The organism is Variovorax ginsengisoli (assembly GCF_030486595.1).
Lineage (GTDB): Bacteria > Pseudomonadota > Gammaproteobacteria > Burkholderiales > Burkholderiaceae_C > Variovorax > Variovorax ginsengisoli_B.
Genome location: NZ_JAUJZH010000037.1, coordinates 29,304 through 44,887, shown reverse-complemented (window position 1 = coordinate 44,887; position 15,584 = coordinate 29,304). Strand labels below are relative to the sequence as shown.

Annotated in this window: 14 protein-coding genes and 1 pseudogene; 11 read left to right on the top strand and 4 right to left on the bottom strand. The window is 66.1% G+C overall.

Annotated elements, in window-relative coordinates; translation table 11 throughout:
- Entirely contained in the window at window positions 1–1,029 is a 1,029-nt protein-coding gene (locus QZH52_RS33735; RefSeq protein WP_301815551.1) for a universal stress protein, read from the bottom strand.
- Window positions 1,030–1,067: 38 nt separating this feature from the next.
- Here QZH52_RS33735 and QZH52_RS33730 point away from each other — a divergent pair, with 38 nt between their 5' ends.
- A complete protein-coding gene (locus QZH52_RS33730) occupies window positions 1,068–1,598 on the top strand; it encodes a phosphate-starvation-inducible PsiE family protein (protein WP_301815548.1) in 531 nt (176 codons plus the stop codon).
- A 392-nt stretch (window positions 1,599–1,990) separates the two neighbouring features.
- Here the strand turns inward: QZH52_RS33730 and QZH52_RS33725 are convergent, their stop codons facing one another.
- Window positions 1,991–2,305, bottom strand: a complete 315-nt coding sequence (locus tag QZH52_RS33725) for a hypothetical protein (RefSeq protein WP_301815546.1) — start codon at window positions 2,303–2,305, stop codon at window positions 1,991–1,993.
- A 256-nt stretch (window positions 2,306–2,561) separates the two neighbouring features.
- Here QZH52_RS33725 and QZH52_RS33720 point away from each other — a divergent pair, with 256 nt between their 5' ends.
- From QZH52_RS33720 to QZH52_RS33685, 8 genes and pseudogenes are all read left to right on the top strand, one after another.
- Complete coding sequence (locus tag QZH52_RS33720; protein ID WP_366919352.1) at window positions 2,562–3,146, top strand: response regulator transcription factor; 585 nt, start codon at window positions 2,562–2,564, stop codon at window positions 3,144–3,146.
- Window positions 3,147–3,265: 119 nt separating this feature from the next.
- Entirely contained in the window at window positions 3,266–4,129 is an 864-nt protein-coding gene (locus tag QZH52_RS33715; RefSeq protein WP_301815542.1) for a helix-turn-helix domain-containing protein, read from the top strand.
- 141 nt (window positions 4,130–4,270) lie between these two features.
- The gene (locus QZH52_RS33710) at window positions 4,271–4,939 is read left to right on the top strand and encodes a BON domain-containing protein (RefSeq protein ID WP_301815541.1); all 669 of its coding nucleotides are present in this window, start codon (window positions 4,271–4,273) and stop codon (window positions 4,937–4,939) included.
- A 26-nt stretch (window positions 4,940–4,965) separates the two neighbouring features.
- Window positions 4,966–5,163 (top strand): DUF308 domain-containing protein, encoded by a 198-nt coding sequence (locus tag QZH52_RS33705; protein ID WP_301815539.1) that lies wholly within the window; start codon window positions 4,966–4,968, stop codon window positions 5,161–5,163.
- A 29-nt stretch (window positions 5,164–5,192) separates the two neighbouring features.
- Window positions 5,193–5,755: pseudogene (locus QZH52_RS33700) on the top strand (Hsp20/alpha crystallin family protein).
- A 30-nt stretch (window positions 5,756–5,785) separates the two neighbouring features.
- Window positions 5,786–6,241, top strand: a complete 456-nt coding sequence (locus tag QZH52_RS33695; protein ID WP_301815537.1) for a PRC-barrel domain-containing protein — start codon at window positions 5,786–5,788, stop codon at window positions 6,239–6,241.
- A 19-nt stretch (window positions 6,242–6,260) separates the two neighbouring features.
- The gene (locus QZH52_RS33690; protein ID WP_436411660.1) at window positions 6,261–9,083 is read left to right on the top strand and encodes an ATP-dependent Clp protease ATP-binding subunit; all 2,823 of its coding nucleotides are present in this window, start codon (window positions 6,261–6,263) and stop codon (window positions 9,081–9,083) included.
- Window positions 9,084–9,165: 82 nt separating this feature from the next.
- Complete coding sequence (locus tag QZH52_RS33685; RefSeq protein ID WP_301815533.1) at window positions 9,166–10,842, top strand: sensor histidine kinase; 1,677 nt, start codon at window positions 9,166–9,168, stop codon at window positions 10,840–10,842.
- Here QZH52_RS33685 and QZH52_RS33680 read toward each other — a convergent pair.
- Entirely contained in the window at window positions 10,826–12,313 is a 1,488-nt protein-coding gene (locus QZH52_RS33680; RefSeq protein WP_301815532.1) for an aminotransferase-like domain-containing protein, read from the bottom strand. The two genes, QZH52_RS33685 and QZH52_RS33680, sit on opposite strands and share 17 nt — an antisense overlap.
- Before the next feature lie 193 nt (window positions 12,314–12,506).
- Here QZH52_RS33680 and QZH52_RS33675 point away from each other — a divergent pair, with 193 nt between their 5' ends.
- Window positions 12,507–12,944, top strand: a complete 438-nt coding sequence (locus QZH52_RS33675; protein ID WP_301815531.1) for a hypothetical protein — start codon at window positions 12,507–12,509, stop codon at window positions 12,942–12,944.
- Between the two features lie 99 nt (window positions 12,945–13,043).
- Here QZH52_RS33675 and QZH52_RS33670 read toward each other — a convergent pair whose 3' ends face one another.
- Window positions 13,044–14,372 (bottom strand): EAL and HDOD domain-containing protein, encoded by a 1,329-nt coding sequence (locus QZH52_RS33670; RefSeq protein WP_301815530.1) that lies wholly within the window; start codon window positions 14,370–14,372, stop codon window positions 13,044–13,046.
- 194 nt (window positions 14,373–14,566) lie between these two features.
- Between QZH52_RS33670 and QZH52_RS33665 the strand changes: the two genes are divergently transcribed.
- Window positions 14,567–15,145 carry a hypothetical protein gene (locus tag QZH52_RS33665; protein WP_301815528.1) on the top strand — a complete coding sequence of 193 codons (579 nt, stop codon included), beginning with the start codon at window positions 14,567–14,569 and terminating at the stop codon, window positions 15,143–15,145.
- Window positions 15,146–15,584: the final 439 nt, after the last annotated feature.

Genomic DNA, 15,584 nt, shown 5'->3' with positions numbered 1-15,584 from the left:
TCAATGCGCCATGAGCACCGGCAGCGTCATCGAGCGCAGCACGGTCCGCGTCACGCCGCCAAGCAGCAGCTCGAGAATGCGGTGGTGGCCGTAACAACCCATCACCAGCAGATCGCTGGCCTGATCCGCGGCATGGGACAGCAGCAGCTCGCCCAGGTTGTCGGGCTCGTCGGGGTACCGGTTCGCAGTGGCCTCGATGCCATGCCAGCGCAGCGCGCGCACGATGCCGAAGGTGGTCTCGGCCGGGCCGTAGTTGTCCGGTCCCCAGGAAACGACGTGCACGCGCTTGGCACGCCGCATCAGCGGCAGTGCGCCGGCGACGGCGCGGGCGCATTCGCGCGTGGGCTTCCATGCGACCAGCACGTTCTGGCCAACGACCGGATAGCGCCCGGCATAGGGAATCACCAGGGCCGGCTTGCCGCTTTCCATCACGACCGATTCCACAAAATCCCTCGGCACGTCCCGCGTCAGGGGGTCTTCGGGGTCATGCTGACCGAGCACCATCAGATCGACATAGAGCGAGGCCTGCGCCACGCCCCAGACGGGCGGATCGCCCGGCACCTCGGCCCAGGTCATCGCCGGATTGCCGGAACTCAGGGCCTCGTCGAACAGGGTGCGGGCGAGCTCGCGATGCTCAGGATCGATCTGGGGCACGATCGGCGCGGCGGATGCCTCGACATTGACGCGCAGCGGCAAGGGCAACAACCGTGGCTCGATGGCGAGCAGCGCCACGAGGGTTGCCGCACCGTGGGCCGGCGCGATCCTGCGCGCCGAGGCGAGCCGCTCCGCGCAGCGCGGCGAGGCGTCCATGTGAACCAGAATGGATTGATAGCCGTCCATGTCATTGCTCCTGGTGCGTTGCCGTGCGCCGTTGCTGCATTGCTCGCGCGTGACCTCGTCGATCAGCGCCCGGTGGGCGTCATGGATCGAGCATAGGATCGCACCTGCGCCGTGTCTTCCTGCGGCCTGCGATTCCTGACCTGTTTCTGGGATCAGGGCGGCAGCGGGCTTATCCTGACGGCCCCGCACGGCACAATCGCCTGCTCTCAGCAGCGAGGAGGTTCCCGATGCCACCGCAACGCAAGCCCTGGTTCCTGCGCGAGACGCGCCGCTATTGGCCGCTGATGACGATCAACGAGCGCTTCGAGCACCTCGTCGCCTTCGCGCTCGGATTCATCATCGCGACGATGGTCGCGCTGGCGCTGGTCCAGTTGCTGCGGCGCGTTGTGCCGCTGCTTCTGACCGGCGCACTCGATCCGTTGGACCACGAGGTGTTCCAAGGCCTGTTCGGCATGGTGATGACGCTCCTGATCGCGCTGGAGTTCAACCACTCCATCGTCCGAGTCGCGCTGCGGCGTGATGGCATCGTGCAGGTCAAGACGGTGGTGCTGATCGCCCTGCTGGCGCTCAGCCGCAAGTTCGTCATCCTCGACACGAAGTCCACCGAGCCCGAGACGGTGGCCGCCATGGCCGGCGCGGCCCTGGCGCTGGGCATCGTGTATTGGCTCCTGCGCGAACGCGACGACAGGATCGAACCGCCCGATGCACACGAGAACTTCGGCGCTCGCGAGCACGAGAGGCCCGACCCCACCGCGTGAAGAACGCGATGCTCAGCTGGCGTCGAGATGGCGGTGCACGAAAGCCACCGCCATCGCGCCTTCGCCCACTGCCGATGCGACGCGGCGCACCGCGTTGTGCCGCACATCGCCGGCCGCAAACATGCCTGGGATGCTGGTCTCGAGGAAGTACGGCTCGCGGTCCAGCGGCCACCGCGGCGGGCGTCGGCAGCCCTGCAGCAGGTCGGGGCCGGTGAGGCGTTCGGCAGGCCGAGTCGCCGGTAGGCCACGCCGGTCGCGCAGATCGAGGCGCGCGCGACGATCCGTGTGCCATCCTCAAGCACGCCGACGCCGCGTCCGGGCTCGACCAGAACCGTCGACAGTCCATCGGCCCCGGCGTAGACCGCAGCGCTGAGCCCGGTCGGGCCGGCGCCCTAGATGGCCAGGTCGTATTCGGAGCGAGACGGATTCCTGATCCAGCCGAGCTTCTCCGTGATCTGCCGGATCGTCGGGCATTCCATGCGGGTGCCGTCTGGGAACAGGCAGACCGGCAGTCGTCCATCGTGCAGGTGGTCGACCTGGGCTTCACTGCGTGCGCTGTCGTCGTTTGACAGCGGAACCCACTCGAAGGGTACGTCGCTGCGGTGCAGGAAGTCGCGTATCGCCCAGGCGGCGGCATTGCCCAATCGCCCGTAGATCTTCACCAGCGCCGCCCCTGGCGGCGACGGCGGGTCTCTGGCGTCGCTCAAGGTCACGATCGAAGCCTCAGCGTGCCCGTGGCTCGGCGCTCGCGCGCTGTCCCGCGGTGTCGAGGAAGAGGAACGGGCGTTTCATCGGGTCTTTCCGTTGTCGGCAGCGTAGGCCCGGCGGAAGCGGCCGTCTTCCGGATTGCTGCGCAAACTTGCCAAGTCCGGCGCTGGACAGACCTCCGCGCCGGGCACACACTTGCACTTCCCGGGAGGTTCCATGTCATTCGTCACCGGCCGCGGGCGCCCGAAGTCGATCGTGTACATCGTCGACGACGACGCATCCATGCGCGAAGCGCTCAGCAGCCTGATGCGCGCGTTCGAATGGCAGGTGCGGACCTTCGAGACCGCGGCGGAGTTTCTCGCCCATGCGCGCCCGAACCTGCCGGCTTGCCTCGTGCTCGACGTGCGGCTGCCGGTCACCAGCGGGCTGGAACTGCAGCGCATCCTGGCCCAACGCGGCGATGCACTGCCGATCGTCTTCATGACCGGCCACGGCGATGTCCCGATGAGCGTGAAGGCGATGAAGGCGGGGGCGGTCGAGTTCCTTCTCAAACCCTTCAGCGATGTCGAACTGCTCGATGCGATCGACCTGGCGCTCGAACGCGATGCCGCCGGCATTGGCGAGCGGGCCGAACTTGACGAAATCCGCCAGCGCATGGCGTCTTTGTCGCCGCGCGAACATGAGGTGCTGGCCCTGGTCGTGGAGGGCATGCTGAACAAACAGGTCGCGGCCAGGCTCGATATTGCGGAGGACACGGTCAAGGTGCACCGCCACAACCTGATGAAGAAGATGGGCGTGCGTTCCCTGCCCGATCTGGTGAGGCTGGCGGAACGGGTGTAGTCCAACGCGCCGTGGTGGTGCGGGAGCAGGGCGCATTCACCGTAAACCAAAGCGGCATGGCATAGGGAGCCGGCAGCGCGTATGGTTCAGTCGTCCACAATATTTGCGAGGTGACGACCATGACCCCTGCAATGCCTGAGGAGGTCGAGGTCACCCAGTGCGCGCTCCTGCCTTTGGCAAACGAAGAGACCGAGCGCCGGCGGGATGCGATCGAGATCCTGATTCCGACCGAAGGCGCGGCGGTGGACATCGCCTACCGCACCGATGACGGCGAGGAACGCAAGACATTCCTGAGGGCACCCCTGGTGGCCCTGATTCCGGACGGCCGGATCTGCCGCGTTCAGTGTCGGCCGCCTGGCGGCACTTTGCTGCTACGGATCGCGCCCGACTTCCTGGCGCAACAGACTCGCGCCGCGCTCGGAGTTGCGGTGCCGCGTCTGGCGACCCGCTATTCCACCCTTGATCCGTTCGTCCGCGAGGTCGGCAACGCCTTGCAGGAAGAACTCCGCAGCGGCTTGCAGCCGAACGCAGCCTACCTGGAGCCGCTGGTCCGAGTGCTGGCCGTGCATCTGGTACGCCATTACGGTGGGGTGGCCTCGAGCGGGGTGCTGGGTACCGGTCTGCCGCAGCACAAACTGCGGCGGGTCCAGGCCTTCATCGACGAGCACATCACCGAACCCCTCCACGTCGCGCAGCTCGCGACCGAGGTGCACATGAGCTCATTCCATTTCGCCCGCATGTTCAAGCAGGCAACCGGCCAGCCGCCGCATCTCTACGTGGTGATGCAGCGCGTGGAGCGTGCGAAGTCGCTTTTGTCCGCCAGTGACCTGGCGCTGATCGATGTCGCGGCGCAGGTGGGCTTCCGAACGCAGGGCCATTTCTGCGGCGTGTTCCTCCGCTACACCGGCTTCACGCCGCGTACCTTCCGGCTGGACACCTGCACGGCACTGTCGTCCAGCGTTGCCCGCAATTTTGCGACATAGCTGCGCAGCTCTGTGAAAGACCGCGGCGGCCGGCAAGCCTACTGTTGATGGGACCGACCGATGCGCCGCCGCGCCCCGCGCGCCGATGTCGGAGGCGATTTTTTCCTCAAGCGGGCGCCAGTCGAAAGACAAGGAAACATCATGACCGTCGCTACCGCTGTCCGCTCCGACGTCGAGATCCAGAACGAGGTGCTGGCCGAACTGAGATGGGAACCACGTGTGCAGTCCAACGAGATCGGCGTCGCGGTGAAGGAAGGCGTCGTCACGCTCACCGGCTATGTCGATTCCTACACCAAGCGCTGGGCGGCGGAAGAGGCTTCTCACCGCGTGCGCGGCGTGAAGGCCGTGGCCAACGACATCGAGGTCCGGCTGGGCGCCGGCTACGAACGCACCGACCCCGATATCGCCGCAGCTGCAGCGCGCGCCCTGCAATGGGACATTCTGCTGGAGCGGGAAAAGATCGATGTCACCGTCTCCAAGGGCTGGGTCACCCTGAAGGGCACGGTCGACTGGCAATACAAGAAGCAGCAGGCCGGGCGCGTCGTGCGCAATCTCGCCGGCGTGAAGGGCGTCAGCAACCTGATCGACGTGAAGCCGATGGTGCAACCTTCGGACATCAAGAAGAAGGTCGAGGAGGCGCTGGTACGCAGCGCGCAGACCGACGCCGAGCGGATCACGGTCGAGGTGGACGGCGGCAAGGTGACCCTCAAGGGCAGGGTGCGCGCCTGGGCCGAGCGCGAGGAAGCGGAGCGCGCGGCGTGGAAGGCGCCCGGGGTCAGTGCGGTCGAGAACCGCATCACGATCGGCTGAGGCCGACTCGCAGCAGGGCGCCGCTGGTGCTGAGCGGCATCGTCTCGCTGCTGTTCGGCGCGCTGGTGCTCGCGGCACCGGGGCCGGGCGCGCTGGCCATGGTCTGGCTGATCAGCCTGCACGCCGTGCTGACGGGCGTGCTGTTGCTGAGCCTGGGCCTGCGTATCCGGCGCGCAGCGCATGACCATGCGCCGGATCAGCCGCTGGCAGCCGGCGGGCAGTGAATACCTTCATATCCGGCAAGGAGCATGACATGGCAATCGATCTGCAGAAATGGAACCCCTTCAAGTTCTCCCGGGGCAGCACCGAGGCGCGGCCGGCATCGGACGGCTCGGCGGCCGAGGCCGCGCCGCGGCCGCGCCCGCCCGCCGAGTGGACCGAGCCGGCGCGACTGCTCCAGGCCCTGGATCCCTTCAGCATGCTGCCCGGCTTCTTGCGCGGCCCCCTCGGCGGCGCGGGACGCTGGTTCGGCGACTTCAGTCCGGCCATGTTCCAGCCGAAGGTCGATTTCGTCGATGACGGCGACGCCTTGCGCCTCACCGCGGAGCTGCCCGGCATGGAGAAGAAGGACCTGGAGATCGAAGTCGAAGACGGCTTCCTGATCTTGCGCGGCGAGAAGCGCGTGACGCCAAGCAGGAAGAAAAGGGCTGCTATCGGCTGGAGCGGGCCTTCGGCAGTTTCCAGCGCGTGCTGCCGCTGCCCGACGGCGTGGACCTGGAGCATGCCGAGGCGCGCTTCGACCAGGGCGTGCTGACACTGCGGCTGCCGAAGAAAGCCGCAGACGCCAAGGCCTCGCACAAGCTGGTCATCCAGTGATTTCACCAACCTTCAATGGAGCGTCACATCATGAACTCGAACCTTCTTCGCACCAGCATCGCTTGCGCATTGCTGGGCATGGCCCAGCTCTCCAGTGGCCAGGCGACCCCGTCACCCGCCCCCGGGACGACCAAGGAGTCGGGGGTCGCCAAGGCGCCTGCGGCACCGGTGGCTGCGCGGGCCGTGCTCGGCGTGACCATCGCCGAAACACAGCTGGTTGCGACGGGCTACCGCGCGTCCAAGTTGATGAACCAGGACGTCTACAACGACAAGGGCGAAAAGATCGGCAAGGTGGACGACCTCGTTCTTTCGCCCGACGGCACCCTCTCCACTGCCGTGGTGAACGTCGGCGGCTTTCTCGGCTTGGGCAAGCACCTGGTCGCGATTCCGGTGCGCCAGTTCACGCACATCGCGCCGAAGGCCGTGCTGCCCAATGCCAACAAGGAAGAACTGAAGGCGTTGCCGAAGTTCGAATACGCGGCCTGACCGCAAAAAAGGAGTGATCATGGCCAAGTGCGACGTGTGCGGACGCCCCGCCACCACCCAACTCACCCTGCGCGAAGGCGGCAGGTCCCGCGAGGTCACGCTATGCGATGAACACTATGCCGAGGCGATGGGCAGCGCCTTCGAGCGCTCGCCGCTCGAATCGCTGTTCCGCGGCGGACTGTTCGACGAGTTCCAGAGCTTCTTCGGCCATCGCCCCTCGCTGTTCGGCGACCGGACGGCCGCCGGTGGCGGTGGCGGTGGCGGTGCGAACCGCCCGCGGGCAGATGCACCGCGCCGCCAGCGCTCGCGCGAGGCGGTGGACCTGCGCAGCTTCCTGAACGAAACCGCGATGGACCGGCTGCAGGCCTCGGCGGAGAAGTCGCTGAGCTACGGCAAGGACGAGGTCGACACTGAACACCTGCTGCTGGCCTTGGTCGACAACGAGGTGGTGCAGGAGATCCTGCGCGAGTTCAAGCTGTCGGCGCAGGACATTCAGTCGAACATCGAAGAGAACGCGCCGCGCGGTGAATACAAGGCCGCCGAAGGCGAGACGCCGCAGATCGGTGTCTCGCCGCGCGCCAAGAGTGCGCTCGACCATGCGTTGATCGCCTCGCGCGAGCTGGGCCACAGCTACGTCGGGCCGGAGCACATCCTGCTCGGCCTGGTCGAAGAGGAAGACGGCTATGCCGGCGACCTGCTGCGCAAGCTCGGCCTCAATTCGCAGTCGCTGCGCCAGAAGACCGTCAAGGTCGTGGGCAAGGGCGCGGAAGAGGGCAAGCTGCAGCAGCGCAGCGGCACGCCCACGCTCGACAAGTACGGCCGGGACCTGAGCGAGCTGGCCCGACAGGGCAAGCTCGACCCGGTGATCGGCCGCGCCCAGGAGATCGAGACCACGATCGAGGTGCTGGCGCGCCGCAAGAAGAACAACCCGGTGCTGATCGGCGAGCCCGGCGTCGGCAAGACCGCGATCGTCGAGGGCCTGGCCCAGCGCATCGTGCAGGACCAGGTTCCCGAGGTGCTGCGCGGCAAGCGCGTGATGGAACTCAACATCAACAGCCTCGTGGCCGGCGCCAAGTACCGCGGCGAGTTCGAGGAGCGCGTCAAGCAGGTGCTCGACGAAATCATCGACCGGCAGGACGAGCTGATCATCTTCATCGACGAGCTGCACACCATCGTCGGTGCGGGCGCCGGCGGCGGCGAGGGCGGGCTGGACGTGGCCAATGTCTTCAAGCCGGCGCTGGCGCGCGGCGAGCTGCACCTGATCGGCGCGACGACGCTCAACGAGTACCAGAAGTACATCGAGAAGGATGCGGCCCTGGAGCGGCGCTTCCAGCCGGTCAACGTTCCGGAACCCAGCGTCGCGGACACGATCGAGATCCTGCGCGGGCTGCGCGACCGCCTGGAGGCGCACCACAAGGTGAAGATCAGCGAGGCCGCGATCGAGGCAGCGGCGAAGCTGTCTGCGCGCTACATCGCCGCACGCTTCCTGCCCGACAAGGCGATCGACCTGATCGACCAGGCGGCGGCGCGGGTGCGCATCCAGGCCAGCTCGCGGCCGCAGGAACTGCAGCACATCGAGGCCCGCATGCGCAAGCTGCACCAGGAGCAGGACACCGCCGGCGCAGCCAAGCAATACGACAAGGCAAAGGACCTGGGCGACCGCATCAAGGACGAAGAGAAAAAGCTCGCCGTGGCCGCCGCGGACTGGAAGAAGAAGCGCGGCACCAGTTCCTCGGAGGTGAGCGCGGAGCACGTGGCGCAGATTGTCTCGGCGCTGACCGGCGTGCCGCTCTCCGAGTTGACGGTCGAGGATCGCGAGAAGCTCCTCAAGCTCGAAGACCGGCTGCGTGAACGCGTGGTCGGCCAGGAGGAGGCCGTGCATGCGGTCAGCGAAGCCGTGCGCCTGGCGCGCGCGGGCCTCGGCGAGGCCGGCAAGCCGACGGCGACCTTCCTCTTCCTCGGCCCCACCGGCGTAGGCAAGACCGAACTGGCCAAGGCATTGGCGGCGACGGTGTTCGGCAACGAGGACGCCCTGGTGCGCATCGACATGAGCGAGTATTCCGAACGGCACACGGTCGCCCGGCTGGTCGGCGCGCCACCCGGCTACGTAGGCTACGAGGAAGGCGGCCAGCTCACCGAGCGGGTGCGGCGCCGGCCCTACAGCGTGGTGCTGCTCGACGAGATCGAGAAGGCGCACTCCGAGGTCCACAACATTCTGCTGCAGCTGTTCGACGAGGGGCGCCTCACCGACGGCAAGGGCCGGGTGGTCGACTTCACCAACACCATCGTCATCGCCACCAGCAATCTCGGTTCCGACGTGATCCAGCGCAACCTCAAGGCCGAGGATCGCGAAGTTCTCGAGTACCCGGCGCTGCGCGACCGGCTGATGGAACTGCTGCGGCACCACTTCCGGCCCGAGTTCCTGAACCGGGTCGACGAGGTCGTGGTCTTCCACGCGCTGGGCAGGCCGGAGATTCGTGCCATCGCCGGGCTGCAGCTGCGGCGTGTGGCGCGCATCGCGGCCGCGCAGAACGTGCAGCTCGAGTTCGACGACTCGCTGGTCGACCACCTGGCGGAGATCGGCTACGACCCCGAGTTCGGTGCCCGCATGCTCAAGCGAAAGCTGCGCTCCGAGGTCGAGTCGCGGCTGGCAACCGCCATGCTCAAGGGCGAAGTGTCGGCGGGCCAGAGCGTGAAACTCGGCTACGACCCGGTCGAGAAGGCGCTTCGCATCGACAAGGCGTCGGACGGGACGGCGCCGGGCGCGAAGCAGGGCGCCGGCGCGAAGAAGACGAAGACGCAGTCAGAGGCGGCGGCGGAGGCTGGCCCGGTGGCGGCGTAGGCGCCGCGCGAAGGCGGGCATTCGAACGACGTGCCAAGAGGATGCTGCAGGATTATGCTGCAGCATGAACAGGCTGTCACGAATGCTGAGGCCCGGCCTGGCGGCACGTCTGGACCGCGAGGCCAGGGAGCGCGAGCAGGCGGTGCAGGACGCGAACGAGGCCGCGGACTTGCGACGACTGCATGAGTTCTCGAGACGGCTGCTCTCCATCAGGGGCTTGCAGCCGCTGTTCGAGGAGGTGCTCGACGCGATGATCGGGCTGCACGGGGCCGACTTCGGCGTCGCGCATCGGGTCGAACGCGAGAGAGGCGACCCGGTGGCCGTGGCGCAGCGCGGGCTCTCCGAGGAATTCCTCGGCTATTTCGCCCGGACCCACGACGACGGCATGTCCTGCAGCCGGGCGTTGCGCAGCGGCGAGCGGGTCATCGTCGAGGACGTGATCGCCGACCCGGGCTATGCGCCGCACCGTGCGATCGTCGAGGTCAGCGGCTTTCGGGCGGTGCAGTCCACTCCGCTCATCAGCCACACGGGCGAGCTGCTCGGCATCATCACCACGCATTTTCGACAGCCCCACACGTTCTCGCAGGGCGTGCTGCGATGCACCGACCTGTACGCGCGCTATGCGGTCGACATCATCGAGCGCAACTGGGCCGAGGACAAGCTGCGCGCCGGCGAGGAACGCTTTCGCCGCTATTTCGACCTGGGGCTGATCGGCATGGCGCTCACCAAGCCGGACACGGGCTGCATCGAGGTGAACGACGAGCTGTGCCGCATCCTCGGCTATTCGCGCGACGAGCTCCTGCGCATCCGCTGGCCCGACATCACGCATCCGGAGGACCTGGCCGCCGACCGGGCGCAGTTCGAGCAGGTGTTGGCGGGCGAGCAGGACGGCTATCTCCTCGACAAGCGTTTTATCCACAAGGACGGCCGCCCGATCTACTGCACGATGGCCGTCAAGTGCTTGCGCACGAGCAATGGCTTGGTGGATTGCTTCGTCGCACTGGTGCAGGACATCAGCGAGCGCCGCGAGGCGGGTGACGCCCTGCGGCGCGCGCGCGACGAACCCGCGCACGTGGCGCGCGTAGCGGCCATGGGCGAACTGGCGGCGTCGATTGCGCACGCGATGAACCAGCCGCTGGCGGCAATAGAGACCAACGGACACGCAGCCGTCCGATGGCTGGCGATGCGACCGCCGAACCTCGGGGAGGCGGTCGTCGCCATCGAACGCATCGTCGCCGACGCGCATCGCGCCGGCGAGGCCATCGCCAGGATCCGCGCCTTCGTGCAGCGCGGCGAGACTCGGCGCTCCCAGGTCCAACTCCACGGGTTGCTGCGCGAGGTGGCCGACATGGTCGAGAGCGAAGCCCGCGCGCGCGGCATCGAACTGGACATCGAGCCCGAGCATCCGGTGCTGGCGCCGGTGATCGGCGACCGGGTTCAGCTGCAGCAGGTGGTGCTCAACCTGGTTCTGAACGGCATCGAGGCCATGGCGACGACGCCCGCGCCGCTGCGCCGCCTGAGGATGGAGGTCAGACAGGACGGGCTGCAGATGCAGCGCGTGCTCGTGCGCGACGCAGGCGTCGGCCTGCACCCGGACGAGCGCGATCACGTCTTCGACGCCTTCTACAGCAGCAAACCGAGCGGAATGGGCATGGGGCTTGCAATCAGCCGATCGATCGTCGAGGCCCACGAAGGCCGGCTTTGGTGCTCGGCGAACGAAGAGGGCGGCGAAACCTTCAGCTTCACGCTGCCGGTCTGATGGTCCTGTCTTGTTGCGGCGGTGCACCGCTTCCCCCCGCCACGCCGCGGCTTTCATCCATGACCAGTTTCGCGAGCTCGCCGACCGCCCGCAGGGCTGGCACGAAGCGAGGATCGCCGCCATGGCCGTAGTTCAGCCGCAGGCATTGCCTGAAGCGCCTGTCACTCGAAAACAGCGGTCCCGGAGCGAGGCTGATGCCCCGCTTGCAGGCGAGCGTCTGGAGCTGGAGCGCGTCAACGGCGGACGGCATCTCGATCCACAGGAAATAGCCGCCTTTCGGCAGGGCCATGAGCGTGCCATGGGGGAAATGCTCCTGCACGGCGTCGATGGCGATGGCCTGATAACCGGTCAGCGCCTGCCGCATTCGCCGCAGGTGGCGGTCGTAGCTACCCTGGTCCAGGTAGGCGGCGATCGCAGCTTCCGATGGAATCGCTGGCGAAATCGTGTACATGAGCCGGAGCTGCTCGATCTTCTTCGCGAATCGACCTCCCGCCACCCAACCGACGCGATAGCCCGGCGCCAGGCTTTTGGAGAAGGAGCCACAGTGCATCACCAGGCCTTGAGTGTCGAAGGCCTTGGCCGGCGGCGGCTTCTTCTCGGTGAAGTACAGCTCGCCGTAGACGTCGTCCTCGATCAAGGGAATCTCCTTGCTCGCGAGCAGTTCGACCAGAGCCTTCTTGCGATCCTCCGGCATCAGGCTGCCCAGCGGGTTCTGAAAGTTCGGCATCAGCCAGCAGGCCGCGACGCGATGCTGCTCGAGCGCGGCCGCGAGCGCATTGATGTCGATGCCTCGGTCCGGCGCGGTCGCAACCTCGACGGCCCGCAAGTGGAGGCGCTCGATGGCCTGCAACGCGCCATAGAAGGTGGGTGACTCGACCGCGACGATGTCGCCGGGGCGTGTCACTGCGCGGAGGCACAGGTTCAGCGCTTCCATGGCGCCGTTGGTCAGCACAATTTCCGCGGGATTCACGGCGATGCCGTCCGTCATGTAGCGCAGCACGAGGTTGCGGCGCAGCGCCTCGTTGCCTGGAGCGAGATCTTCGATCAGCCGCCACGGATCGAAGTCGCGCATCTCGGTCCAAAGGTGCCGTGCCAATCGCGTCAGCGGACACAGCGAGGGACTCAGGAATGCCGATCCGAGAGGCACGAAGTCGCGCCGCCCCGCCAAACCCAGCAGGTCGAACACGAGGTGTCCGATGTCGACATCCCTGGATACGCAAGCCGGTGTCGAATCCTCCGGCGCCGAGAATTTGACCGGAAGGCGGTGGACCTTCACGTAGTAGCCTGAGCGCGAACGGGCCTCGATGAGACCCCGCGTCTCCAGCAGATAGTAAGCCTGGAACACGGTTGAGCGACTCACCCCGCGCGCGGCGCTCGCCTCCCGCACCGAGGGCAGTCGATCGCCGGGCCGCAGAGTGTTGTTGCGGATGAGTTCCGCGATGTCGTTGGCGCAGCGCTCATAGAGTTTCATGACTCCGCCTGGAGCGCGATGCGCCCGATCCATTGTGGCACCCGTGCTGTCGGCGCACAACGGAACGTCGCCGGCAGGGCTATCTGGACCGCTCGAAGTTGCGATCAACTGATTCTGTCCGGTGGACGCAAGACAGCGAACAATCGAAGGCCTTGACCAAGGCAATGTTGCCGCAGCGGCACGTACACGTCCAATGAAAATAACCCAGATTCTCGAGATCGAGCGTGCCCTCCAGTCGATCGAAGTGATGCTTGCTGGCTGCCATGGCGACGATGAATCCGCGCCCGGGTTCGGCCTCACCCGTCTCAGCGAGCCGCGGCCGCCTGGAAAGAAAATTGCGGCGGGCAGCGTGAAGGAAGAAAAGTTCGCGTCGCAGGAATGTGCGGCCATCCACCTTTGCCTGACGTGCGCCGCCACGCTGCTGGCCGTGGTTCAGCGCCTCATGACCGAACCAGCCATTCGATCGCCCAAGGAGCGCGCCGAGCGCCTGTGCAAGCTTGTCTCCGATATCCGTGCCGGAGGCCGCACCGCCTTTCGCGCCGGACTGGTGCTGGTCGGCCAGGACACGAGTCTGGCAGGGCCTATCGATAGATCGCAGGATCAGGAACAGGCCGCACGCGAGACCGCCTGAGCTGGATGTGGCCACGGAAACGCCACCGGCTCGGTGGCCTCGTGGCGGCGCATGGCCTGTAGAGGTGACATGGCTCTGGTCCGACCCCCGCGCACGGGCTCAAGCGATTGCTTCCGCCGGGCTGACTTCCTGCGCCCAGGCGAGCGCCGACAGATGCGCCGCATTCACTTTGTCCGCGCTGATGAACAGCGCCTCCGCCAATTGCGCCGCCTCGTCGGCATCGTCCTCGCAACGTTCGGCCAATGTGACGAATGGCCCGTATGTGCCCTCGCGTTTCAGGATCGCGAGCTGAACCGATTCGGGCAGCTGCACATTGTCCAGCACCTCCTCGATCGGGACGCCGAGCAGGCGGTCGATCAGCGAGAACATGCCAGCCACGAACAGGTTGTCAGCCTCATCGGGAGGCAGAGTGCCCCGCCCCATCAGTTCGACGAATCTGCCGCGAACGATCGCCTTCTTGGCCATGAAGGCCGCGCCCTTGTTGCTCGTCACGAGCAGAACCGAAAGCCAGCGAAAGAGCGGCGCATAACCAATCATTGATATGGCGTGGCCGATCGACTGGATCTGGACGCCGATCCCCATGCCCGGCGAATTGATGAATCGCAGCAGGCGATAGGTCAACGCAGCATCGTGTTTGAGTGCAGCCTCGATGACCCGAACGTCTTCATTGCGCTGGATCAGTTGCATCAGATGGACGATCAACATGGATGTCGGCGTCAGGGAGCCGCCTGCTTCCTGGGCTGGGGTGATCGCGTCTCTTCCCTTCACGAAGGCGCTCACTTGGCGTGCGGCGCAGGCGTCGAAGTCCCGCCAGTTGGCGACCTGCGTGGCGATCGGTTCGATACGCGGCATTCCCGGCGGCGGTTCTTGACGAATGCTTGCGACGAGGTCCGACCGGCCGTCGCCTGCGTCCATGTGGGTGACTATGGCCCGCATCTCGGGATCCTCGGGGAGGTCATCGGCGTCGCAAAGCATGAAGCCGAAGCCTTGCGCGCGAAGGTGCAGCATCATTGAGCGCGCGTCGGCATCCGCAAGGTCGTCAAGGCCCATGCACAGCACGACGTTCTCAGGTGGCAAGCCTTCCAGTTCCCTCAGGAAGAGGCCGTCGACCGTGAGGTCGAAAAAGACGAGCAGTGCGCCGAGCCGCCACCCGGTCTTGCGCCCATTGAGGTTCGTCGACACACACGAAAGCAGGGCCCTGAAGTTCTCCGACGCGGACGATGCGCCATGCGGCGAAGCCGCGCGCCATGCCAGCCTGTAGCCTCTGACGCGCTTGTGCGCGTCGAGCAGCAGGGCGTAGTTGACGAACCCGGCTGACCCGATGCTGTTCGTGACTTCGGGTGGCTCGCTGATATCGACATGGAGCGCAGCCGCTTCGTCTGCGACGGGCGCCGAGAGCCCCCAGCGGCGAAAAATTCCAAATCGCATTGTTCAGGTCTCGGTCCGGTTCGAACGACTCGCAGGACGTTCCAGTCAATGAAGACGCCGCCCGAGATTCCTCTCGGCCGTGCGAAGTGCCTGGTCGACATCGAGCATTCCAGCCTTCTTCGCCAAGCGTCCCGATTGTTGGAAGTTCGACGCGCGGCGACCAGAGCCAGTTCGAAGGATCTCGGACGGGCCAGTTGCAGGCAGGCGCCTTCTGGTCTGCATCAACTGCTGCAAAACTGGTCCTTTCCAGCACCCGATTGCGCATCGAGAATTTGAGCCGATTCGAGCCCGGGGCACCTCCCGAGGTGAACAAAGAGATGGCTATGAAATCCCTAGACCTAGAAACCGTTCAAATGGTCAGAGTCGCGCTACAAGAAGTCATCTCGGCGCGTGAGCATGGCGTTCATGCAGTGCCGTACTTCGCTCCCACTGACATTGGCGCGCTCCCTCCCTCCGAGCAGGAGAAGGAATTGGGCGTGCGGGAAGAGACCGACTACGGAAATCGTGCGCGTGCTGGCATCCACTTGACGCTGTCTGCGGCAGTTTCAGCGCTCGAGGTCGCAGAAGTTCTCATGAGGGACCTCACCATCGTGGATTCAAGGGATCGCAAGCGCGAGTTGCTGCGATGCTCGCTGAATGCTCGCATGGCCCGGGACGCCGCTGCTGAAGCCGCGGCCGTCTTGTCGGGACAGCAGGCACCAAAGTCAGACGCGAGGGTGGAGGTCAACCGGTTGAAGTCGGAACTCTTCGAGCGGTTCGGGCTCGGCGAGTAAAAGGCCACGGCTGGCGTGAAAAAAAGAACATGACATCGCCTTCGGAACCCGACGCTCATGCATCCGGCGGTACGTTGCGGGGCACCAGGGCGTTCTCTCGTTTGTGAGCCAGTTCTAAGGATCTCGGGCCGTCAATCGCAGGCAAGCGCCTCTGGCCTGCATCCATCGATGCTGAACTGGCCCTTTTCGGCCACCCACTTGCGCATCGAGATTTCGAGCTGATTCGAGCCCGCGGCCCAAGGCCTGGCTTCAATTCCATTGGTCGCGCGGGGGTGACTGCCCGACTGTCCAGCTACTCGCCTCCTCCATCAGACGCCCCTCTTGCCTACGTAGGTCGGCAATTTGCCGGTGCCCCGTTCCCAACACGCCCGCGCCAAGGGTCTTCCGACCATTGCCCGCACGAATCAACCAGCATGACACTCGCCGGAAGGTATTTGAC